General features: G+C 64.0%; 14 protein-coding genes. 8 read left to right on the top strand and 6 right to left on the bottom strand.

The genetic code is table 11. From position 1 onward, the window contains the following. Positions 1-128: 128 nt before the first annotated feature. The 3 genes from BLS27_RS19095 to aceE all read right to left on the bottom strand — a co-directional run bounded on the left by BLS27_RS19095 (position 129) and on the right by aceE (position 7,455). Positions 129-2,822, bottom strand: coding sequence for an EAL domain-containing protein (locus BLS27_RS19095; protein ID WP_043212606.1), 2,694 nt, complete (start codon positions 2,820-2,822; stop codon positions 129-131). Between the two features lie 324 nt (positions 2,823-3,146). Further along, a complete protein-coding gene (gene aceF / locus BLS27_RS19090; protein ID WP_090346303.1) occupies positions 3,147-4,796 on the bottom strand; it encodes a dihydrolipoyllysine-residue acetyltransferase in 1,650 nt (549 codons plus the stop codon). Positions 4,797-4,809: 13 nt separating this feature from the next. After that, on the bottom strand, positions 4,810-7,455 hold the full coding sequence (gene aceE / locus BLS27_RS19085; RefSeq protein ID WP_043212611.1) for a pyruvate dehydrogenase (acetyl-transferring), homodimeric type: 2,646 nt from the start codon (positions 7,453-7,455) through the stop codon (positions 4,810-4,812). Positions 7,456-7,839: 384 nt separating this feature from the next. On the opposite strand from aceE, the gene glnE reads away from it, so the two are divergent. The 8 genes from glnE (at position 7,840) to BLS27_RS19045 (ending at position 17,876) form a co-directional block, all read left to right on the top strand. After that, positions 7,840-10,773: a bifunctional [glutamate--ammonia ligase]-adenylyl-L-tyrosine phosphorylase/[glutamate--ammonia-ligase] adenylyltransferase gene (glnE, locus tag BLS27_RS19080; RefSeq protein WP_090346299.1), complete on the top strand. Its 2,934-nt coding sequence runs from the start codon at positions 7,840-7,842 to the stop codon at positions 10,771-10,773. Positions 10,774-10,906: 133 nt separating this feature from the next. After that, positions 10,907-11,956 (top strand): lipopolysaccharide heptosyltransferase II, encoded by a 1,050-nt coding sequence (gene waaF, locus BLS27_RS19075; RefSeq protein ID WP_043212615.1) that lies wholly within the window; start codon positions 10,907-10,909, stop codon positions 11,954-11,956. Then, positions 11,957-13,015 (top strand): lipopolysaccharide heptosyltransferase I, encoded by a 1,059-nt coding sequence (gene waaC, locus BLS27_RS19070; protein WP_090346296.1) that lies wholly within the window; start codon positions 11,957-11,959, stop codon positions 13,013-13,015. It begins immediately after the preceding gene. Then, positions 13,015-14,139 (top strand): glycosyltransferase family 4 protein, encoded by a 1,125-nt coding sequence (locus BLS27_RS19065; RefSeq protein ID WP_043212619.1) that lies wholly within the window; start codon positions 13,015-13,017, stop codon positions 14,137-14,139. Before waaC ends, BLS27_RS19065 begins: the two co-directional genes overlap by 1 nt. Continuing rightward, a complete protein-coding gene (gene rfaP, locus BLS27_RS19060; protein ID WP_043212621.1) occupies positions 14,136-14,942 on the top strand; it encodes a lipopolysaccharide core heptose(I) kinase RfaP in 807 nt (268 codons plus the stop codon). Before BLS27_RS19065 ends, rfaP begins: the two co-directional genes overlap by 4 nt. Then, positions 14,942-15,685: a lipopolysaccharide kinase InaA family protein gene (locus tag BLS27_RS19055; protein ID WP_043212623.1), complete on the top strand. Its 744-nt coding sequence runs from the start codon at positions 14,942-14,944 to the stop codon at positions 15,683-15,685. The genes rfaP and BLS27_RS19055 overlap by 1 nt, the downstream gene beginning before the upstream one ends. Next, positions 15,682-16,434 carry a lipopolysaccharide kinase InaA family protein gene (locus BLS27_RS19050; protein ID WP_090346294.1) on the top strand — a complete coding sequence of 251 codons (753 nt, stop codon included), beginning with the start codon at positions 15,682-15,684 and terminating at the stop codon, positions 16,432-16,434. Before BLS27_RS19055 ends, BLS27_RS19050 begins: the two co-directional genes overlap by 4 nt. Then, positions 16,434-17,876 carry a lipopolysaccharide kinase InaA family protein gene (locus BLS27_RS19045; protein ID WP_090346291.1) on the top strand — a complete coding sequence of 481 codons (1,443 nt, stop codon included), beginning with the start codon at positions 16,434-16,436 and terminating at the stop codon, positions 17,874-17,876. Before BLS27_RS19050 ends, BLS27_RS19045 begins: the two co-directional genes overlap by 1 nt. Before the next feature lie 90 nt (positions 17,877-17,966). Here the strand turns inward: BLS27_RS19045 and BLS27_RS19040 are convergent, their stop codons facing one another. The 3 genes from BLS27_RS19040 to BLS27_RS19030 form a co-directional block, all read right to left on the bottom strand. Next, positions 17,967-18,146 carry a hypothetical protein gene (locus BLS27_RS19040; RefSeq protein ID WP_090346288.1) on the bottom strand — a complete coding sequence of 60 codons (180 nt, stop codon included), beginning with the start codon at positions 18,144-18,146 and terminating at the stop codon, positions 17,967-17,969. Then, on the bottom strand, positions 18,143-19,255 hold the full coding sequence (locus BLS27_RS19035) for a PepSY-associated TM helix domain-containing protein (protein ID WP_043212631.1): 1,113 nt from the start codon (positions 19,253-19,255) through the stop codon (positions 18,143-18,145). Before BLS27_RS19035 ends, BLS27_RS19040 begins: the two co-directional genes overlap by 4 nt. Before the next feature lie 83 nt (positions 19,256-19,338). Beyond that, positions 19,339-21,771: a TonB-dependent siderophore receptor gene (locus tag BLS27_RS19030; RefSeq protein ID WP_090346286.1), complete on the bottom strand. Its 2,433-nt coding sequence runs from the start codon at positions 21,769-21,771 to the stop codon at positions 19,339-19,341. Positions 21,772-21,834 lie beyond the last annotated feature (63 nt).

Here is a 21,834-nt window from a genome sequence, read left to right as displayed (position 1 = left end):
GTCAGGTGGATGAGTGTTGACCGCTTCGCGGGTAAACCCGCTCCCATCAGCAGCGTCGTGCCTACGGAAGTGGGCGCACCGTGAAATGTCTCGAATGGGGCTTATAGTGCCCGAGCTTGGCGTCGCTGTCAGGCCACCGGGCCACGTGGATATCGCTTGAGCCGCTCGGCCAGCTCGCGCCCCGGAATCGGCTTGTCGAACAGGTAGCCTTGGCCGACATCGCAGCGATGCCGCCGCAGGAAAGCCAACTGCTCGGCGGTCTCGATGCCTTCGGCAACCACCTTGAGCTTGAGGTTGTGAGCCATCGCCACCACCGCCGAGGTGATTTCCATATCGTCCTGGTTGTCGGGGATCTCGTTGATGAAGCTGCGGTCGATCTTGATGATGTCGATCGGAAACTTCTTCAGGTAGCTCAGCGATGAATAGCCGGTGCCGAAGTCGTCCATGGCCAGGATCAAGCCGAGGGCCTTGAGCTCGTCGAGCTGGCGGTGGGTATCGACGGTCGCTTCCAGCAGCAGGCCCTCGGTCAGTTCTAGCTCCAGCAGGTGCGGTGGCAGGGCTTCTTCCTTGAGGATGGTGTCGATCGAGGCCACCAGTTCCGGGTCGGAGAACTGCTTGGGCGACAGATTGATGGCCACGTGCAGGTCGCCTAGGCCGACCTGGCTCAAGTGCTGGCTCATGCGGCAAGCCTGGCGCACGACCCATTTACCGATCGGGATGATCAGCCCGGTTTCCTCGGCGACGCTAATGAACTGATCGGGGCGGATCATGCCTTTTTCGGGATGGTTCCAGCGCAGCAGGGCCTCCAGGCCCAGCAGGCGGCCACTGCGCAGGCACAGCTTGGGCTGGTAGAACACCTCCAGCTCGTTCTGGGTCAGGGCGCGGCGCAGGTTGTTCTCCACGAACAGCTTGTAACTGGCCTCGGCATTGAGCACTTCGGTGAAAACCTGGACCTGGTGCTTGCCGTTGGCTTTGGCCTTGTGCAGGGCAAGGCCTGCGTTCTTCATCAGGCTTTGCGGGTCGCTGCCGTGCAGGGGGGCACAAGCCAGGCCCACCGAGGCGGTAACGTTGATCAGCTGGTTGTCGACGAACATGGGTTTGTCGAGGGTGTGCAGCAGTTGCTGGGCCACTTGCTGGCCGGTCTCCAGGCTCGCATCGTCGAGCAGCACGGCGAATTCGTTACTGGCAAAACGCGCCAGGATATCGCTGCTGCCCAAGCTATTGCGCAGGCGCCGGGCCAGGCTGACCAGAAGCTTGTCGCCGGTCTGATGGCCGAGGCTGTCGTTGATCCGCTTGAAGTTATCGATGTCCACCAGCAGCAGGCACAGGGGCCGGTCGCCGATGTGTTCGAAGCGCTCATCGAGGTTGCGGATGAACGAGGGACGGTTGCCCAGGTTGGTCAGGTTGTCCGTGTAGGCCAGGCGTTCGATGCGCTGTTGGGCCAGCTTGCTTTGGGTGATGTCTTCGTAGATGCCGATGTAGTGCGTCAGCTCGCGGTTGTCGCCAAAGACCTTGGAAATCGACAACTGGCCCCAGTAGGGTTCCAGGCTCTTGCGTCGGCTCTTGAACTCGCCTTGCCAGCTGTTGCCCATGGCCAGGCTCGAGGGCGAGTGGAACAGCAGCTCGCTCAGGTTCTCCAGCGCAGGCAGTTCTGCCAGATGGCGCCCCTGCACTTCATCGGTGCTGTACTGGGTGATGGCGGTGAAGCTTGGGTTGACGTATTCCACCACGCCGTCGCGGTTGACCAGCAAGAAGGCACTGGCGCTCTGCTCCACGGCCCGCTGGAACAGGTGCAGGGCACTGGCCGCCGTGCGTCGATTGTGGTTGGTGATCACCTGGGCGACCTGGTCGGCCAGTTCCCCGGCGAAGGCGATTTCGTCGGCCTGCCAGGCACGGGCCTTGCCGATCTGTTCCAGGCACAGCACGCCAACGACCTGGCCATCGACGCGAATGCTGGCGTCGAGCATGGCATTGTTGGTCGCTGCGTACAGGGTCTCGGCCATGTCGCGGGTGCGAGGGTCCTGGCCGGCGTTATGGGCATCGATGGCGCGGCTGGCGTGCAGGGCATCGAGGTAGTCCGGGAAACAGCTGGCATCGATGGGCTGGGGCAGGTAGTGACGCTGATCCAGGCTGTGCCAGGCACTGATCGGTTCCAGATGCTGATCCTGCAGATGCCAGAGGCTGGCGCAATCGACCTTGTAGATTTCGCAGGCACTGCGGGTGATCAGCTCGGCCGCCTCCTGCAAGGAGTTTTCAGCGCTGTAGCGCTGCCGGGCCAGGCGCAGGATAAGGTCCTGCTGGGCGCGCACACGCTCAAGGTGCAGCAGCTGCTCCTGCTGGGCGCGCTGGTTGAGCTGCAAGGCCAGTTGCAGACGGCTGTTGCGAGACTCCAGATCGTCCTCGCCAAGCTCTGGCTCCTGGTCCTGCTGATCATCGAGCACCATGAGATAGCCGCGCAACAGCTGGCGGTTGTGCTGGCGGTAGGCTTCGCCGATCTCCAGCAAGCGCAAGGCTGCGCCGCTGGTGTGCAGGGTGTAGCGGATCCGGTAGTGGTTACGCTGTGCCAGTTGCAGCTGGATCTCGTCATGCAGCCTGTAGCGCGCCTCTGGCTCCATGAGGCTGGCATAGGGTGAGCCGATCAGGGCGCAGAGGTCGGCGGCAGGCAGGCCGAACTGGCGCTCGCAGGCAGGATCCAGATAGAGCATCGCCCAGCTGGCTTCGTTGAGCCGTTCGAAACGCAGCATACCGAGCCGTGAAGGCACGGGGAGCTGCGTGACGACCTCGGCCGCCACTCGGCTGGCGGCATCGGGTTGGCTTTTCATCGAAGACTCGCTTGAAAGGGCGGTTGGCGCGGCGGGCCACGAGCTATGCGGCGGTGCCTAGGGCAAGGTTGCATCATGTCCCGAGGGCTGGCAAGCGGCCATGCGGGAAGCTATGTACAGCTTGTCGGCGGTTGTACGGAAATCTGAAGGCCAGAAGGGGTGGTGGGAACGGGTTCGCCTGCGAAGGGTTGCGAGTTTGACGGCGTATTCGCGTCTTTGGCATCAGGCAAAAAAAGCCCCGCCAGAGTGGCGGGGTTGAGGTACGAGCGTGGCAGCTCGAAACAGGCTTGCCTCACCCCTTGGAGGGTGAGGCAAGGGGCTGCGTTACAGCAGCATGGTGCGGATGTCCGCCAGCACGTCGCCCAGACGCTTGGTGAAGCGCGCGGCGGCGGCGCCGTTGATCACACGGTGATCGTAGGACAGCGACAGCGGCAGCATCAGCTTGGGCTGGAACGCCTTGCCATCCCAGACCGGCTGCATGGTGGCCTTGGAGACACCCAAGATCGCCACCTCAGGCGCGTTGACGATCGGCGTGAAGCCGGTGCCGCCAATGTGGCCGAGGCTGGAGATGGTGAAGCAGGCGCCCTGCATTTCGTCGGAAGACAGTTTCTTGGTGCGGGCCTTCTCGGCCAGCGCCGCGGCTTCGGCAGCCAGTTGCAGCAGGCTCTTCTGGTCGACGTTCTTGATCACAGGGACCAGCAGGCCGTCCGGAGTGTCCACGGCGAAGCCGATGTGCACGTACTTCTTGCGGATGATCGCCTTGCCGCTGGGTGCCAGCGAGCTGTTGAAGTCCGGCAGTTCCTTGAGCAGGAAGGCGCAGGCCTTGAGCAGCAGCGGCAGGACGGTCAGCTTCACGCCAGCCTTCTCGGCCACGGCCTTCTGCGCAACGCGGAAGGCTTCCAGCTCAGTGATGTCGGCGGAGTCGAACTGGGTGACGTGCGGCACGTTCAGCCAGCTGCGGTGCAGGTTGGCGGCACCGACCTGCATCAGGCGGGTCAGGGCGACTTCTTCCACTTCACCGAACTTGCTGAAGTCCACAGCCGGAATCGGCGGGATGCCTGCACCACCGGTCGCGCCAGCGGCTGGAGCTTCCTTGGCTTTCTGCATCATGGCCTTGACGTAGACCTGCACGTCTTCTTTCAGGATACGGCCGTGCGGACCGGTCGCGGCGACCGCGCCCAGGTCGACGCCGAACTCACGGGCCAGCAGACGCACGGCAGGACCAGCATGGACCTTGGCGTTGCTGCCAGCAGCCGGCGCGGTGGCGACCGGAGCCGGTGCAGCAGCCGCAGCTGGCGCTGCAGCAGGCGCGGCGGCTGGCGCCGACTCGGCCTTGGCAGGGGCCGGTGCGGCAGCGGCTGGAGCGGCAGCCGGGGCGGCGCCCGCGACTTCCAGCTTCAGGATCAGGTCACCGGTGCCAACTTCGTCGTCCAGCTTGGCGATCACTTCCTTCACCACGCCAGCGGCGGGGGATGGGATCTCCATGGAGGCCTTGTCGGACTCCAGGGTGATCAGCGACTGGTCGGCTTCGACGGTGTCGCCGGCCTTGACCAGTACTTCGATGATCTTGGCCTTGCCCGACGAGCCGATATCCGGCACATGGATGTCCTGCACGCTGGCGGCAGCAGGCGCAGCAGGCGCAGCAGCCGGGGCAGGGGTGGCGGCTGGCGCAGGTGCGGCAGCCGGTTGCTCTGCGGCAGCCGGGGCAGCAGCGGCCGGAGCCTCGGGCGCCGCAGCGGCACCCTCGACTTCCAGGACCATCAGCTCGTCGCCTTCTTTCAGGCGATCACCCAGCTTGACTTTCAGTTCCTTGATCACGCCGGCCTTGGGTGCTGGGATCTCCATGGAGGCCTTGTCGGACTCCAGGGTCAGCAGGCTCTGGTCAGCCTCGATACGGTCACCGACCTTGACGAACAGCTCGATGATTTCACCTTCACCGCTGCCGATGTCAGGTACGCGAATGAGTTCGCTCACTTAAAAATACTCCTCAGCAGTCCAGTGGGTTGCGCTTGTCCGGATCGATGCCGAACTTGACGATGGCGTCGGCCACCACCTTCGGTTCGATCTCGCCACGGTCAGCAAGGGCTTCCAGGGCAGCCAGCACGACGAAGTGACGGTCGACTTCGAAGAAGTGACGCAGCTTCTTGCGGCTGTCGCTGCGACCGAAGCCATCGGTACCCAGGACCTTGTACTCCTTGCTCGGGACCCACTGACGGATCTGTTCGGCGAAGAGCTTCATGTAGTCGGTGGACGCTACAACCGGGCCTTTGCGGCCGGCCAGGCACTGCTCGACGTAGGTCTGCTGTGGCTTCTGGCCAGGCTTGAGGCGGTTGGCGCGTTCCACGGCCAGGCCGTCACGGCGCAGTTCGTTGAAGCTGGTGACGCTCCAGACGTCGGCGCCGACGTTGTATTCCTCGCGCAGGATCTTGGCCGCTTCGCGGACTTCGCGCAGGATGGTGCCCGAACCCAGCAATTGCACGTGGTGCGCGGCCTCGCGGGTGTCTTCCTCGAGCAGGTACATGCCCTTGATGATGCCTTCCTCGGCGCCGGCCGGAATGGCAGGCTGGGTGTAGGCTTCGTTCATCACGGTGATGTAGTAGAAGACGTCCTGTTGCTCTTCGGTCATCTTCTTCATGCCGTCCTGGATGATCACCGCCAGCTCGTAGCCGTAGGTCGGATCATAGGTGCGGCAGTTCGGGATGGTGGCAGCCATCAGGTGGCTGTGACCGTCTTCGTGCTGCAGGCCTTCACCGTTGAGGGTAGTACGGCCGGCGGTACCGCCGATCAGGAAGCCACGGGTGCGGCTGTCGCCAGCGGCCCATGCCAGGTCACCGATACGCTGGAAGCCGAACATCGAATAGAAGATGTAGAACGGCAGCATCGGCTGGTTGTGGTTGCTGTACGAGGTACCGGCGGCGATGAACGACGACATGGCGCCGGCTTCGTTGATGCCTTCCTCGAGGATCTGGCCCTTCTTGTCCTCGCGGTAGAACATCACCTGGTCCTTGTCGACCGGCTCGTAGAGCTGGCCCACGGACGAGTAGATGCCAAGCTGGCGGAACATGCCTTCCATACCGAAGGTACGGGCTTCGTCCGGGATGATCGGAACGATGCGCTGGCCGATCTCCTTGTCCTTGACCAGCTGCGCCAGGATACGCACGAAGGCCATGGTGGTGGAGATTTCGCGGTCGCCCGAACCGTCCAGGATCGCCTTCAGGGTTTCCAGCGGCGGAGTCGGGATGCTGAAGCTCTTTGCACGGCGCTGCGGTACGAAGCCACCCAGGGCTGCGCGGCGCTCGGCCAGGTACTTGGCTTCGGCGCTGCCTTCTTCCGGACGGAAGAACGGCAGGTTTTCCAGGTCGGCATCCTTGACTGGGATGTCGAAGCGGTCACGGAAGTGACGCAGGCTGTCGACGTCGACCTTCTTGGTGTTGTGCGCGGTGTTCTTGGCTTCGCCGGCACCGGTACCGTAACCCTTGATGGTCTTGGCCAGGATGACGGTCGGCTGACCTTGATGGTTGACCGCCTGGTGGTAGGCCGCATAGACCTTGTACGGGTCGTGGCCGCCACGGTTGAGCTTCCAGATCTCGTCGTCGGACAGGTCTTCGACCATGGCCTTGAGTTCTGGGGTGTTGAAGAAGTGCTCACGGACGTACGCACCGTCCTTGGCCTTGTAGTTCTGGTACTCGCCGTCGATGACTTCGTCCATGCGGCGCTGCAGGGCACCGTTGGTGTCCTTGGCGAACAGCGGATCCCAGAAGCGGCCCCAGACGACTTTGTTGACGTTCCAGCCACCGCCACGGAACACGCCTTCGAGTTCCTGGATGATCTTGCCGTTGCCGCGGACCGGGCCGTCGAGGCGCTGCAGGTTGCAGTTGATGACGAAGATCAGGTTGTCCAGCTTCTCGCGGCCAGCCAGGGCGATCGCGCCCAGGGATTCTGGCTCGTCGCACTCGCCGTCGCCCATGAAGCACCAGACCTTCTGCTTACCGGCCGGGATGAAGCCACGGGCTTCCAGGTACTTCATGAAGCGTGCCTGGTAGATCGCCTGGATCGGACCCAGACCCATGGAAACGGTCGGGAACTGCCAGAAGTCAGGCATCAGCCATGGGTGCGGGTAGGAGGACAGGCCCTTGCCGTCCACTTCCTGACGGAAGTTGTTCATCTGGTCTTCAGTGATGCGACCTTCGAGGAAGGCGCGGGCATAGATGCCTGGGGAGGCGTGGCCCTGGAAGAAGATCAGGTCGCCACCGTGCTCCTCGGTAGGAGCCTGGAAGAAGTAGTTGAAGCCGATGTCGTACAGGGTGGCGCTGGAGGCGAAGCTCGAGATGTGGCCGCCCAGGTCCGAATCCCGCAGGTTGGTACGCATGACCATGGCCAGGGCGTTCCAACGTACCATCGAGCGGATGCGGCGTTCCATGAACAGGTCGCCAGGCATGCGTGCTTCGTGGGTAACGGGGATGGTGTTGCGGTATGGCGTGGTGATTGCGTACGGCAGCTGAGAGCCACTACGGGTGGCCAGCTCGCCCATACGGGTCATCAGGTAGTGAGCGCGGTCTTCGCCTTCTTTGTCGAGGACCGACTCCAAGGCATCCAGCCATTCCTGGGTTTCGACGGGATCGAGGTCTTGCATGGCTTGCTCCAGGGCGGAAAGGCCACCAGAATCGGGGGCCTGAGTTTGCGACTGGCCTTTTGGGCAGACGTCGTGAATTCTTGGATTAGCCGGACAGTCATCCGGCGCCGTGTAGTTTTACTACAAATGGTTTGGCATTTCATGCTTTTGAACAGCCGGGGTAGTAGTAAAACTACAGAAAAGCGGCATTTTGTCGCATGCCGGGTTGTGGGGAAAAACGTTCCCGTAGGTTTGGACTGGGCTTTGATTGGGTGAATCTTGATGTTTTTTACCAATGATTCGTTTATTTCAGCTATTTCCAACTTTTGTATGACAGTCCAACCGTCATTCGGCATCCCCTCGGCCGCCTCTACCCCTCCCACTCACGCCGATCAAGGATAGACCATGCGCCTGCCTTTGCCGCTCGATCTGCCCGCCGTCCTGCAACCGCTGGTCGTCCGTAACCAACAATCCCTGCGTGAGGCCATCGCGGGTATCGAGGGTCTGGACTTCGATGCCTGGAGCTCCGCCCAGCGCCATGCGTTCGATCAAGTGGCTGCAGTCAGCGACTTCGTTTTGGAAGTGGCCCTGCGCGAGCCGGCCATGCTCTTTACGCTGCAGGCTAGCGGTGAACTGGAGCGGCCTTTCGCCCCTGGCGAGCTGCGCGCGCGCATCGCCGCCGCTGCCGAAGCGGCGCAGAGCGAGGAGGAGCTTGCGCGCAACCTGCGTCGCGAGCGCAACCGCCAGCAGGTGCGCATCATTTGGCGCGACATCACCCGCCGGGCCGCGCTGGAAGAAACCTGCCGCGACCTTTCCGACCTGGCCGACGCCTCCATCGACCAGGCCTACCAATGGTTGTATCCGCGCCATTGCCAGCAGTTCGGTACGCCCATCGGCAACCGCAGCGGCCAGGCGCAGCACATGGTGGTGCTGGGCATGGGCAAGCTGGGCGCGGTGGAGCTGAACCTGTCTTCGGACATCGATCTGATCTTCGCCTTTCCCGAGGGCGGCGAAACCGAAGGGGTCAAGCGCTCGCTGGACAACCAGGAGTTCTTCACCCGTCTGGGCCAGCGTCTGATCAAGGCGCTGGATCCAGTGACCGTCGATGGTTTCGTGTTCCGTGTCGACATGCGCCTGCGCCCCTACGGCTCGGCCGGTGCCCTGACGTTGTCGTTCAATGCCCTGGAGCAGTACTACCAGGACCAAGGCCGCGATTGGGAACGCTACGCCATGATCAAGGCACGGGTCGTGGCCGGCGACCAGGTGGCCGGCGCCCAGCTGCAGAATATGCTGCGCCCGTTCGTCTACCGGCGTTACCTGGATTTCTCGGCCATCGAGGCGCTGCGCACCATGAAGCAGCTGATCCAGCAGGAAGTGCGGCGCAAGGGCATGTCGGAGAACATCAAGCTCGGCGCGGGCGGTATCCGCGAAGTGGAGTTCATCGCCCAGGCGTTCCAGTTGATCCACGGCGGGCGCGACCTGAGCCTGCAGCAGCGGCCACTGCTCAAGGTGCTGGCGACCCTCGAAGGCCAGGGCTACCTGCCGCCGGCGGTGGTGGCCGAGTTGCGTGAGGGCTATGAGTTCCTGCGTTATACCGAGCATGCGATCCAGGCCATCGCCGACCGCCAGACCCAGATGTTGCCGGAGGACGAAAAGGATCGCGAGCGCGTGGCGTTTATCCTGGGCTTTGCCGACTGGCAGAGCTTCCATGACCAGCTCATGCACTGGCGTGGCCGGATCGACTGGCATTTCCGCCAGGTGATCGCCGACCCCGACGACGAGGAAGGCGAGGGCGAGCTGGTCGTCGGTGGCGAATGGTCGCCGCTGTGGGAGCAGGCCCAGGATGAAGAGGCCGCCTGCCGTCAGTTGGAGGAAGCCGGCTTCAAGCAGCCCGCCGAGGCCTTGCGACGCCTGGCGTTGCTGCGCTCCAGTCCGTCGCTGCGCTCCATGCAGCGTATCGGTCGCGAGCGCCTGGACGCCTTCATTCCGCGCCTGCTCGCCCAGGCTGTGGAGCACGATGACCCGGACCTGGTCCTGGAGCGCGTGTTGCCGCTGGTCGAGGCGGTGGCGCGACGTTCGGCCTACCTGGTGCTGCTGACCGAGAACCCAGGTGCTTTGCGCCGGTTGCTGACGCTGTGCGCGGCTAGCCCGTGGATCGCCGAACAGATTGCCCGCTACCCGTTGCTGCTCGACGAACTGCTCAATGAAGGCCGGCTGTTCAGCCCGCCCCTGGCGCCGGAGTTGGCCTGCGAGCTGCGCGAGCGCCTGACGCGCATTCCCGAGGACGATCTGGAGCAGCAAATGGAGGCTTTGCGTCACTTCAAGCTGGCCCACAGTCTGCGGGTAGCCGCCTCGGAGATCACCGGCAACCTGCCCCTGATGAAAGTCAGCGACTACCTGACCTGGCTGGCCGAGGCGATCCTCGATCAGGTGCTGGCCCTGGCCTGGCGCCAGACGGTGGCCCGTCACGGCCAGCCCAAGCGCAGCGATGGCAGCCTGTGCGATCCGGGTTTCATCATCGTCGGCTACGGCAAGGTCGGCGGCATCGAGCTGGGGCATGGCTCGGACCTGGACCTGGTGTTCATCCACGATGGCGATCCCCAGGGCGAAACCGACGGCGCCAAACCCATCGACGGCGCGCAATTCTTCACCCGGTTGGGGCAACGCATCATTCATATGCTGACTACCCAGACCAACTCCGGTCAGCTCTATGACGTGGACATGCGCCTGCGTCCTTCCGGCGCCTCGGGGCTGCTGGTCAGTTCCGTGGGTGCCTTCGAGCGCTACCAGCAGGGCGAGGCCTGGACCTGGGAGCACCAGGCTCTGGTGCGGGCGCGAGTGCTGGTGGGCTGCAAGCAGGTCGCGGCGGCGTTCGAGGACGTGCGCGCCCGGGTGCTGGGCAAGCCGCGCGAGTTGGACAAACTGCGCCAGGAAGTGAGCGAGATGCGCGCCAAGATGCGCGACAACCTTGGCACCAAGAGCACCGCCGCCGGCACTGCCGCCAATGCGTTCGAGGCCGGCATGCCCTTCGATATCAAGCAGGATGCCGGCGGTATCGTGGATATCGAATTTATGGTGCAATACGCCGCTTTGGCCTGGTCCCACGACCACCCGGCCCTGCTGCGCTGGACCGACAACATCCGCATTCTCGAGGAGCTGGAGCAGGCTGGGCTGATGCCGGCCGACGATGCGGTGCTGCTGCGCGAGGTATACAAGGCGTTCCGCTCGGCCTCGCACCGCCAGGCCCTGCAGAAGCAAGCCGGGGTCGTCGATGCCGGTCAGTTTGCCGATCAGCGTCGCCAGGTGCGGCGGATCTGGAGCGAGCTCGGGCTGACCTGAGGCCCTCCGCCAGCCCTGTAGGGGCGATCAGCGGTAGAAATGCCTGGGTGTTACACTGTCCGCCACATAGCCTGAATATAAAGAGGGGAGGCCAGGCCAACGCTGAGCCTCCCCGAGCGTTTCTGGACTAAGCATGAGAATACTGATCATTGGGCCCAGCTGGGTCGGCGACATGGTGATGGCGCAGACCTTGTTCCAGTGCCTGAAACAGCAGCACCCCGAATGCGTGATCGACGTGCTGGCGCCCGAGTGGAGCCGGCCGATACTCGAGCGCATGCCCGAGGTGCGCCAAGCCCTGAGCTTCCCGCTCGGCCATGGCGCGCTGGAGCTGGCCACGCGCCGGCGCATCGGCAAATCCCTGGCGGGTCAGTATGACCAGGCGATCCTCCTGCCTAACTCGCTGAAATCGGCATTGGTACCGTTTTTCGCTGGCATCCCCAAACGCACCGGCTGGCGCGGCGAAATGCGCTTCGGCCTGCTCAACGATGTGCGCAAGCTGGACAAAACCCGCTATCCGCTGATGATCGAGCGCTTCATGGCCCTGGCCTATGCGCCAGGGGCCGAGCTGCCACAGCCCTATCCACGCCCAAGCCTGCGGATCGAAGCGCAGAGCCGTGACGCCGCGCTGGCCAAGTTCGGCCTGGCGCTTGATCGACCGGTGCTGGCGCTGTGCCCTGGCGCCGAGTTCGGCGAGGCCAAGCGCTGGCCGGCCGAGCACTACGCCGAGGTCGCTGACGCGATGATCCGTCAGGGGTGGCAGGTGTGGCTGTTCGGCTCGAAGAACGACCACCCAGTGGGTGAGGCGATCCGAGATCGGCTGATTCCAGGGTTGCGCGAGGAGTCCTACAACCTTGCAGGGGACACGTCCCTGGCCGAGGCCATCGACCTGTTGTCCTGCGCCGATGCCGTGGTGTCCAACGACTCCGGGCTGATGCACGTGGCCGCCGCCTTGAATCGCCCGCTGGTGGCCGTCTACGGCTCCACCTCGCCGGGCTTCACCCCGCCTTTGGCCGAACAGGTTGAGATCGTGCGCCTGGGCATCGAATGCAGTCCTTGCTTCGATCGCACCTGCCGCTTCGGTCACTACAACTGCCTGCGTCTGCTCGAGCCCGGCAAAGTGATTGCCGCGCTCACGCACCTGGGCGGACCGAACCTGATCGATGTCCTGGCCGAGGTCGACTAAGTGCGGGTCCTGATCATCAAGACATCTTCGCTGGGCGACGTGATCCACACGCTGCCCGCGGTCACCGACGCCGCGCACGCTCTTCCTGGTATCCGCTTCGACTGGGTGGTGGAGGAAGGTTTCGCCGAGATCCCCAGCTGGCACCCGGCGGTCGACCAGGTCATTCCGGTGGCCATCCGGCGCTGGCGCAAGAATCTCTGGCAGACGATCAAGAGCGGCGAATGGAAGGCGTTCAAGCAGCGTCTGCGCGCGCAAAAGTACGACTTGGTGATCGACGCCCAGGGGCTGGTCAAATCGGCCTGGCTGACGCGCTACGTGAAGGCGCCGGTGGCTGGGCTCGACCGCTACTCCGCGCGCGAAGGCTGGGCCAGCCGCTTCTATGACCGACGGTTGTCGGTCGCCGTCGGCCAGCATGCCGTGGAGCGGGTGCGTCAACTGTTCGCCCTGGCCCTGGCCTATGACCTGCCCGAAGGCATCGGCCGCTATGGCCTGGACCTGGATCGCCTGCAACTGCCGCCTGCCGCGCCATACGTGGTGTTCCTGCATGGCACCACCTGGGCCACCAAGCACTGGCCTGAGGCCTATTGGCGCGAACTGGCCGAGCGCCTTGGGCGGCGCAATCTGCAGGTTCGCCTGCCGTGGGGTAACCCGGCCGAGAAAGCCCGCGCCGAGCGTATCGCCCAGGGCTTGAAGAATTGCGAAGTCCTGCCCAAGTTGAACCTGGCAGGTGTCGCCCGCGTACTGGCGGCGGCCAAGGCCTGCGTGGCGGTGGATACCGGCTTGGGCCATCTGGCGGCGGCACTGGATGTGCCGACCATCTCCCTGTTCGGCCCAACCAACCCTGGCCTGACCGGCGCCTACGGGCGTGTGCAGGTCCATCAGGCCAGCGACTTCCCCTGCGCGCCCTGCCTGCAGAAGAAGTGCACCTACAAACCGAGCGCCGAGGACCTGCGCCGGTTCGATCTCAAACGCGAGTGGCCACTGTGCTTCACTCGCCTGAATCCCGAGCATGTGGCGAGCCGCTTGAGCGCGCTGCTGCTGGCTGAGGATGTTCGTTGATGCAACTGGCTTTCGTGCTTTACAAATATTTCCCCTTCGGCGGGCTGCAGCGCGATTTCATGCGCATTGCCTTGGAGTGCCAGAAGCGGGGCCACCAGATCCGTGTCTACACGTTGATCTGGGAAGGCGACATTCCGCCGGGCTTCGAGGTGCTGGTGGCGCCGGTCAAGGCACTGTTCAATCACCGCCGCAACGAGAAGCTCAGTGCCTGGATGGCCGCGGACTTGGCCAAGCGCCCAGTCGATCGCCTGATCGGTTTCAACAAGATGCCTGGGCTGGACGTCTACTACGCCGCCGACGGCTGCTTCGAGGACAAGGCCCAGACCCTGCGTGGCGGCCTGTACCGCCGCTGGGGCCGCTACCGGCATTTTGCCGAGTACGAGCGCGCCGTGTTCGCCAAGGACGCCCGCACCGAGGTGCTGATGATCTCCGAGGTGCAGCAGCCGCTGTTCATCAAGCACTACGGCACCCCGCTTGAGCGCTTCCACCTATTGCCGCCGGGGATTTCCCAGGACCGCCGCCGCCCGGCCGACGCCGAGGCGATCCGCGCGCAGTTTCGCAAGGAGTTCGGGCTGGGCGAGGACGATCTGCTGTTGGTGCAGATCGGCTCGGGCTTCAAGACCAAAGGCGTGGACCGCAGCCTCAAGGCGCTTGCAGCGTTACCCTCGGCGCTGCGCAAACGCACCCGGCTGATGGTCATCGGCCAGGACGATCCGAAGGTGTTCCAGTTGCAGAGCGCCACGCTGGGCCTGGGCGAGCAGGTGCAGTTCCTCAAGGGGCGCAGCGATATCCCGCGCTTCCTGCTCGGGGCCGATCTGCTGATCCACCCGGCCTATAACGAAAACACCGGCACCGTGCTGCTGGAGGCCCTGGTGGCCGGCTTGCCGGTGCTGGTTTCCCAAGTGTGCGGCTATGCCCATTACATTGCCGAGGCCGACAGCGGCCTGGTGCTGGACGAGCCGTTCGAGCAGGAGCAGCTCAACCGCTACCTGCAACGCATGCTCGAAGACGGCCAGGCGCGTGCCGCCTGGGCGCGCAACGGGCTGGCCTTCGCCGATACCGCGGACCTTTACAGCATGCCGCAGCACGCCGCCGACGTGATCCTCGGGCAGGAGCAGGCATGAAGCTGATACTGGCCGAGCCGTTCAAGCGCCTGTGGGCAGGGCGCGATCCCTTCGAGGCCGTGGAGGCCCTGCAGGGCGAGGTGTTCCGTGAACTGGAAGGCCGCCGCACGCTGCGTACCGAGGTCGAGGGCGAGGGGTACTTCGTCAAGATCCACCGCGGCATCGGCTGGGGCGAGATCTTCAAGAACCTGTTCAGCGCCAAGCTGCCTGTCCTCGGCGCCGGCCAGGAGTGGCGCGCCATCCAGCGTCTACACCAAGCCGGCGTGCCGACCATGACCGCCGTGGCCTACGGCGAGCGCGGCAGTAACCCGGCGAGTCAGCATTCGTTCATCGTCACCGAAGAGCTGGCACCGACCATCAGCCTGGAAGACTTCAGCATCGACTGGGTCAAGCAACCGCCCCAGGCACGTCTGAAATGGGCCCTGATCGCCGAGGTGGCGAAGATGACCGGCGGCATGCACCGTGCCGGGGTCAACCACCGCGACTGCTACATCTGCCACTTCCTGCTGCACACCGATCGACCGGTGACGCCGGAAGATTTCAAGCTGTCGGTAATCGACCTGCACCGGGCCCAGACCCGTGACAAGATCACCCGCCGCTGGCGCGACAAGGACCTGGCTGCCTTGTATTTCTCGGCCCTGGACATCGGCCTGACGCGCCGCGACAAGCTGCGCTTCTTGCGTGGATACTTCCAGCGCCCGTTGCGCCAGGTGTTGGCCGATGAGGCCGCCCTGCTCGCCTGGCTCGAGCGCAAGGCGCAGAAACTCTACGATCGCAAGCAACGCTATGGGGATGCGCTCTGATGGCGGGTTGGACACTGGCACCAGGCTACGAAGGCCTGGCGGCGGATTTCGGCAGTCTCGATGCGGTGTTCGCCCTTCAAGGTGAACGCCTCACCCGTGACCCGCTCAGCGAAGTGGTGCGCATCGAGCGGGATGGGGTCAACTATTACGTCAAACGCTACACCGGTGCCGGCAAGGCCCTGCGTCGCTACGTGGGGCGGCCGCGCATCAAGGCCGAGTGGCAGAACCTCAAGCAATTTGCCAAATGGGGGATCCCCACCGCCGAAGTGGTGGCCTGGGGCCTGGAACGCAACGGCCTGGGTTTTGGCCGCGGTGCGATGATCACCCGCGAACTGCCCAATACCGAGGATCTGTCCGCCCTGGCCGAACGCAAGGACCCGCGCCTGGCCGACCGCACCTGGGTCGACCATGTCAGCCGTCAACTGGCCAGGCATACCCGGGTCATGCACGATCACAACTTCGCCCACAACGATCTGAAGTGGCGCAACCTGCTGGTGGACGACAAGGCGACGCTGTTCTTCATTGACTGCCCGACCGGCGACTTCTGGCGCGGTTGCCGTGCCCTGATGTTGCGTCACCGCCTGATCAAGGACCTGGCGTGCCTGGACAAGGTCGCCAAATACCACCTGTCGGCAACCCAACGCCTGCGCTTTTACCTGCAGTACCGCGGTCACCAGCGCCTGGATTCCAGGGACAAGCGACGGATCCGTGAGGTGGTGAGCTTCTTCGAGGGAAGGGAATGACCGATTACCTGGCCAGTGCCGACGAGGCGTTGCTGCAACGTCACGGGCTAAATGACTTCGAGGCGCTGTGGGCGCTGCAGCTCGACGCCGTGGACGAGCCCAACACCGGCCGTGGCGGTTGGAGCAGCGTGTTTCGCCTGGAGCTCGAGGGCAAGGGCTTCTACCTCAAGCGCCAGAGCAACTACCTCACGCGGACCCTGCATCGGCCGTTTGGCGAGCCGACCTTCGCCCGTGAGTTCCGCAATATCAGCCGTTACCAAAAGCTCAGGATTCCCGCCTTGCAGGCGGTGTTCTATGGTGAACGCAAGGGCAACGGCCAGCACCGTGCCATTCTCATGACCCGAGCACTGGATGACTGGCGCGATCTGGATAGCCTGCTGGCCCAGTGGCCGCAACTGGCAGCCGGGCAGCGCGAGGGTATCCTCAAGGCTTGCGGCCAGCTGGCCCGCACTCTGCACGCGGCAGGCCAGGTGCACGGCTGTTTCTACCCCAAGCACATCTTTCTGCGTGAGCGTCGCGAAGGCTGGCAGGCCCAGTTGATCGATCTGGAGAAGACCCGCCCGCTGTTAATGGGCATGCGTGACCGGCTCAAGGACCTGGAACCCTTGCTGCGCCGTGCCCCCGCCTGGGGCGAGGCGGACGTACGCAGCCTGCTGGCGGCCTACCTCCAGCAGCCTGGCGACAGCAGCCTGGTCGATACTTGGTTGCAACGCTTGGTGCGTCGTCGCCGTGAAAAGGAGGCGCGTTGATGCGTTTGTCTGAACTCAAAAGCGCCGGGCGCAGCCCGTCGTTACCGCTGAGCGTGACGCTGGCCGATGCGGCCGGCAGCGCGGACCTGCAATTGCTCAGTCTGCTGCGCGTGCTGCCGGGGCAACGCTATGTCGGCGCCGGCATCTGGCGTGGCACGCCGGTGTTGGCCAAGCTGTTGGTCGGTGGCAATGCCGCCCGACACTTCCAGCGCGAACTCGAAGGTGTGAAGTTGCTTGCCGCACAAGGCCTGACGACACCCCAGCTGTTGGCAGATGGCCTGAAGGAAGGCGAAGGCGGCTGGTTGCTGTTCGAGTTACTCGAAGGCGCCCAGAGCTTGGGCGACGCCTGGGCAGCGGTGGAGAACCTGCCGGTGCTGGCCGACGAGCAGCAGCAGGTGCTGGGCGAAGCGCTCGCCGCTGTGGCGCACATGCACGCCAAGGGCCTGTGGCAAGAAGACCTGCACCTGGACAACCTGCTGCGTCATGGCGGTCAGCTGTACTTGATCGACGGCGGCGGCATCAAGGCCGAGACCTCGGGCCAGCAACTGTCGCGCCAGCGTGTGCTGGAAAACCTCGGCGTGTTCTTCGCCCAGTTGCCCAAGCGCCTGGAGCCTTTCATCGAAGAGCTGCTGGTCCATTACTTGTTGGCCAATGCCGAACATGCCCTGCCGTTGGAAGCCTTGCAGAAGCAGATCGACAAGGTGCGCAACTGGCGCTTGAAGGATTACCTGGAAAAGGCCGGGCGTGAGTGCACGCTGTTCAGCGTCGAGCGCAGCCTCTCGGGCCTGCGCGCGATTCGTCGCGCCGAAGTGCCGGCCATGCTGTCGGTGCTGCAGAACGCCGATGCGTTGATCGATGCGGGGCATCTGTACAAGACCGGCGGTGCAGCCAGCGTGGCGCGTATCGAGGTCGATGGCCGCACGTTGGTGCTCAAGCGCTACAACATCAAGAACACCGCTCACTGGTTCAAGCGCTTCTGGCGCCCCAGCCGCGCCTGGCACTCCTGGATCGAAGGGCACCGTCTCGAATTTCTCGACATCGCCACGCCGCGGCCGCTGGCGGTGCTGGAGCAGCGGGTCATGGGCCTGCGCAGCCGAGCCTTTTTGGTCACCGAGTATGCCGACGGGCCGGATCTGATCGAGTGTTTCCAGCCGTACGTCGAGAGCGGCGAGGCGCCTGAGGAACAGGTGCAGGCGTTGGTGCACCTGATGCAGCAGCTGATTCGCGAGCGCATCAGCCATGGCGATTTCAAAGGACACAATCTGTTCTGGCAGGACGGCCAGTGGTCGCTGATCGACCTGGATGCCATGTGCCAGCACGCCACCCAGCTCAGCTTCGCACCAGCCTATGCCCGTGACCGGGCGCGGATGTTGCGCAACTGGCCAAGCGGCAGCGCGTTGCACCAGCGGCTTGATGCGCTGTTGCCGCGCATCGATCAGTAGCCCGGACACCGCGCGGCCGACAGGCACGACAGGGCTCTGGGTGGCGACTCAGGCCCTGTCGGGGGACGACGGTGCCCAATTCCACGGTATTCAGGCGCGGCCGCTCAGCCCTCGCAGCCCCAGCACCGCGGGCACGCCCAATCCCACCCAGGACAACACGTCCCACCCGCCATCTCCCAATAACGCGGCAAACAGCCCTGCCGCGCCCAGAACGGCGATGAGCGCCGGCCAGGCGAAGATTCGCCGGGTCGATTGCGACCTGTGGCTCATGCCGTCACCTCCCGACCCTTGCGCTGCTTGGCCCACCACAGGTAAAGGCCGCTGCCCAGCACGACAATTGTCAGCACGTCGAGCACCGCCCAGAGGATCTGCATGGGACGCCCGCCGTAGTCGCCGAAATGCAGTGGCTGCGACAGCCCCATAGCATCCATGTACCAAGGCCGATCACCGATGGCAGTGACTGATAGTGTGCGAGCGTCGATCAGCACCGGGGTCCACGTGTGGGAGGTCAGGTGGGTGGCGCCTTTCATGAACACCGCGTAGTGGTGCTCACTGGAAAAGCGCGTGCCGGGGAAGGCGATGAAGTCCGCCCGCATGCCAGGCGTCGCCTCGGCAGCGATGTCCAGCAGACGGCTGGCCGGTGCGCGCTCGGTGAGCGGTGGTGCGTCCCGGTAAGGGGCGACCATCGCTGCCAGGCTGTCGTTGCGCCAGGCGGCGATGACCACATCGGAGAGGGCGCTGATCACCCCGGTGACACCGACCACCAAGGCCCAGGTCAGGGTGACGATGCCGATCAGGTTGTGCAGGTCGAGCCAGCGAAGGCGGTGCGAGCGATCATGGCGCACCGTGGCGAACCCCAGGCGGCGCATGAAGGGGGCGTAGAGCACGGTGCCGGAGATGATCGCCACCACGAACAACACCCCCATGAACGCCAGCAGCAGCTTGCCGGGCAGGCCGGCGAACATGTCTACATGCAGGCGTAGCAGGGTCATCATCAGCCCGCCGTTGGCCGCAGGCATCGCCACCGCTTCACCCGTGCGGGCGTCGAGCATGAAGGTGTGCGAGGCATCGGGTTCGGTGCCAGCGGTGGCAGCCGTTATGGCAACCACGCCGTCAGGTTCGTCCTCGTCGTAGCCGAAGTACTGCACCACCTCGCCAGGACGATGGGCCTGGGCCTTGAGCACCAGGTGCTGCAGGTCCAGGTGCGGCGTGCCCTCGGGCATCTGGCGCAGTTCGGGGGCATCGCCGAGCAGGTGCTCGAGTTCGTGGTGGAAGATCAGTGGCAGGCCGGTGAGGGCCAGCAGCATCAGGAACAGGGTGCAGACCAGGCTGGTCCAGGTGTGGATGAAGGACCAGCGGCGGATGGTTGAGCTTTTCATTTCATGTTGCTTCTCTGCGTCCGGAAAGACCAAAAGCCGTCTTCCGGGGACGGCTTGATCGATGAGCGAATGACGTCAGGCCATCACCATTTGTAGGTGGCACTGGCGACGACGCTGCGTTGGTCTCCGAAATAGCAGTAGTACGCATCGCAGGTGGAGATGTAGTCCTTGTTCAACAGGTTGGTGGCGTTGATGGCCACCGATGCGCCCTTCAGGCTGTTGTCGAGACGTCCCAGGTCGTAGTGCACGGCGGCATCGAACACGGTGTAGGCGTCGGCCTTGCCCAGGTAGGTGTTGGCCTGGTCGCCATAGGTATTGCCGGTGTAGCGCGCACCGGCACCGATACCGAAGCCATCGAGCACGCCGGTGTGCCAGGTGTAGTCGGCCCACAGCGAGGCTTGCTGGTTCGGCATCCGCTGCAGGCGATTGCCTTTGTAGAGGCCGTCCTGCACTTCGGATTTGGCCAGGGTATAGGCGGCGATCACCTTCAGGTTTTCGTTGACGTCGGAGACGGCCTCGAGCTCCAGACCACGGACTTTCACTTCGCCGGTCTGGCTGGTGACGGTCACGTTTGCGACAGTGTCGGTGACCGAGACGTTCTTCTGGGTCAGGTCATAGATCGCGGCGGAGAGCAGGGTGTTGGAACCAGGAGGTTGGTACTTGATGCCAAGTTCCCACTGCTGGCCTTCGGTCGGCTTGAACGACTCCGTGGCTTTAGGGCTTGGATCACTGGTCGGCTGGAAGGATTCGGCGTAGGACAGGTAGGGAACAAAGCCTGAGTCGAACACGTAGCTGATGGCGGCGTTGCCACTGAATTTCTTGTCGCGCTGGGTAGTGGTCGCGTCATTGTCGTTGAAGTACTTAGTGCCGGTGTGCACCCAGTCCTCACGCCCGCCAATGGTCAGGCGCCAGTTGTCCAGGGCCATCTGATCCTGGACATACAGGCCCGTCTGGCGGGTTTTCTGGTTGTAGTCGTAATAGGCGTCGGCGCGGGGCGGGCGGGTGATCGGCAGCCCATACACCGGGTTGTTGACGTTGGTGTCGGGCACGTTGAAGCCGTAGATCGCCAGGTAGTTGGTGTTGGTGCGCTGGTGATCCAGGCCGATCAACAGGGTATGGCTGATGTCGCCGGTGTCGAAGTTGCCCTGGAAGTTGTTGTCGACGGCGAACTGGCTGATGTCCTCATCGACATTGGTGGACATGCGGCTGGTGTTGCCTTGGTTGTCCACCGGCGGGTTGGTGGGGTTGTAGCTGCTGACCGTAATCGTTTGGAAAGCCAGGTCCGACTTGGTGTAGCGCAGGTTCTGTCGGAACTGCCAGACATCGTTGAAGCGGTGCTCGAAGGCATAGCCCAAGGCGTAATAGGTGCGGTCGTAGAACTCGTAGTTTGGGTCGCCTAGGTTCTTGTGATGCGAGATCTTGCCGAACGGCATGTCGATCTTGGTGCCCTGGATCGGGCGGAACTGGCTCGTGACGCCGGTATCGTCGCGGGTGAACTGAGACAGAAAGGTCAGCGAAGTGTCTTCGTCGATGTTCCAGGTCAGGCTAGGGGCAATGTTGTAGCGCTTGTCGTCGATGTGGTCGATCTGGGTGCCGCCGTCGCGCAGCACCCCGCTCAGGCTGTACAGGAACTGACCCTGGTCATCGATCTTGCCGGTGCTGGCGAAGTTGATCTGTCGGTGGTTATCGCTGCCGTACTGCAGTTCGATTTCATGGGCGCTTTCGGCCTGCGGGCGGCGGCTGACCATGTCCAAGAGGCCGCCGGGTGGAGTCTGCCCGTAGATCGAAGAGGACGGGCCGCGTAGCAGCGCCAGACGGTCCAGGTTCCAGGTCTCGGCTTTGGGGTTGGCGTAGACGCCACGAGGCAGTGGCAGTCCGTCGAGGAACTGGGTCGGCTCGAAGCCGCGCACGAGCATCCAGTCGTACCGTGTATCACTGCCGAAACTCGCCGAAACGATCCCTGGCATGTAGCGCACGGCATCGTCGAGGCTGTGCACGCTCCGGTCATTCATCTGCTGACGGGTCGCGACGGAGATGGAACGGGGGACTTCGACAAGTGCCGTATCGGTCTTGGTGCCTGCGGCGGTGCGGGTGGCGGTATAGCCTTCTACCGGGCCCCAGGCCGTCTCCAAGTCGCCGCTGGCATGGATGGCGGTTTCCGGAAGTGCCAGGGTGCCGTCGGGGGTGGCCACCAGGCTGTAGCTGCCGACGCTGCTTTGCTGCAGTTGCAAGCCTGTGCCGCGCAGCGCTGCATGCAGGGCGCCCAAGGCGTCGTACTGGCCGCTGACCCGGGCCGAGGTGCGGCCATCGACCAGCGCCGGATCCAACGCCAGAGCGATACCGGCCTGGCTGGCGATCTGGTTCAGGGTGCTGGCCAGCGGTGCGCTGGGCAGATCGTAGGTACGCAGAGCCGTCTGTTCGGCGGCCTGCACGGCAGGGCTGCCCAGCGGGATGGCCAGAGCAACGGCCAGGGCCATCAGGCTAGGGCGCAGGAAAGAATCTACGGCACGGGACATGCAGCGGCTCCTCGACGAATAAGTGCTGATTGCTTCCTTGCCGAGCGAGATGTGAAAAGTGAC

This window comes from Pseudomonas guariconensis (genome assembly GCF_900102675.1).
Classification (GTDB): domain Bacteria; phylum Pseudomonadota; class Gammaproteobacteria; order Pseudomonadales; family Pseudomonadaceae; genus Aquipseudomonas; species Aquipseudomonas guariconensis.
The sequence above is the reverse complement of the archived record's forward strand: the minus strand, read 5'-3'. Positions and strand labels throughout refer to the sequence as shown.

Coding starts and splice junctions, on each gene's coding strand:
- BLS27_RS19030 (WP_090346286.1), bottom strand. CDS start 21,771: ATGTCCCGTGCCGTAGATTCTTTCCTGCGCCCTAGCCTGATGGCCCTG.
- BLS27_RS19065 (WP_043212619.1), top strand. CDS start 13,015: ATGCAACTGGCTTTCGTGCTTTACAAATATTTCCCCTTCGGCGGGCTG.
- aceE (WP_043212611.1), bottom strand. CDS start 7,455: ATGCAAGACCTCGATCCCGTCGAAACCCAGGAATGGCTGGATGCCTTG.
- BLS27_RS19045 (WP_090346291.1), top strand. CDS start 16,434: ATGCGTTTGTCTGAACTCAAAAGCGCCGGGCGCAGCCCGTCGTTACCG.
- BLS27_RS19095 (WP_043212606.1), bottom strand. CDS start 2,822: ATGAAAAGCCAACCCGATGCCGCCAGCCGAGTGGCGGCCGAGGTCGTC.
- rfaP (WP_043212621.1), top strand. CDS start 14,136: ATGAAGCTGATACTGGCCGAGCCGTTCAAGCGCCTGTGGGCAGGGCGC.
- glnE (WP_090346299.1), top strand. CDS start 7,840: ATGCGCCTGCCTTTGCCGCTCGATCTGCCCGCCGTCCTGCAACCGCTG.
- BLS27_RS19055 (WP_043212623.1), top strand. CDS start 14,942: ATGGCGGGTTGGACACTGGCACCAGGCTACGAAGGCCTGGCGGCGGAT.
- BLS27_RS19035 (WP_043212631.1), bottom strand. CDS start 19,255: ATGAAAAGCTCAACCATCCGCCGCTGGTCCTTCATCCACACCTGGACC.
- BLS27_RS19040 (WP_090346288.1), bottom strand. CDS start 18,146: ATGAGCCACAGGTCGCAATCGACCCGGCGAATCTTCGCCTGGCCGGCG.
- BLS27_RS19050 (WP_090346294.1), top strand. CDS start 15,682: ATGACCGATTACCTGGCCAGTGCCGACGAGGCGTTGCTGCAACGTCAC.
- waaF (WP_043212615.1), top strand. CDS start 10,907: ATGAGAATACTGATCATTGGGCCCAGCTGGGTCGGCGACATGGTGATG.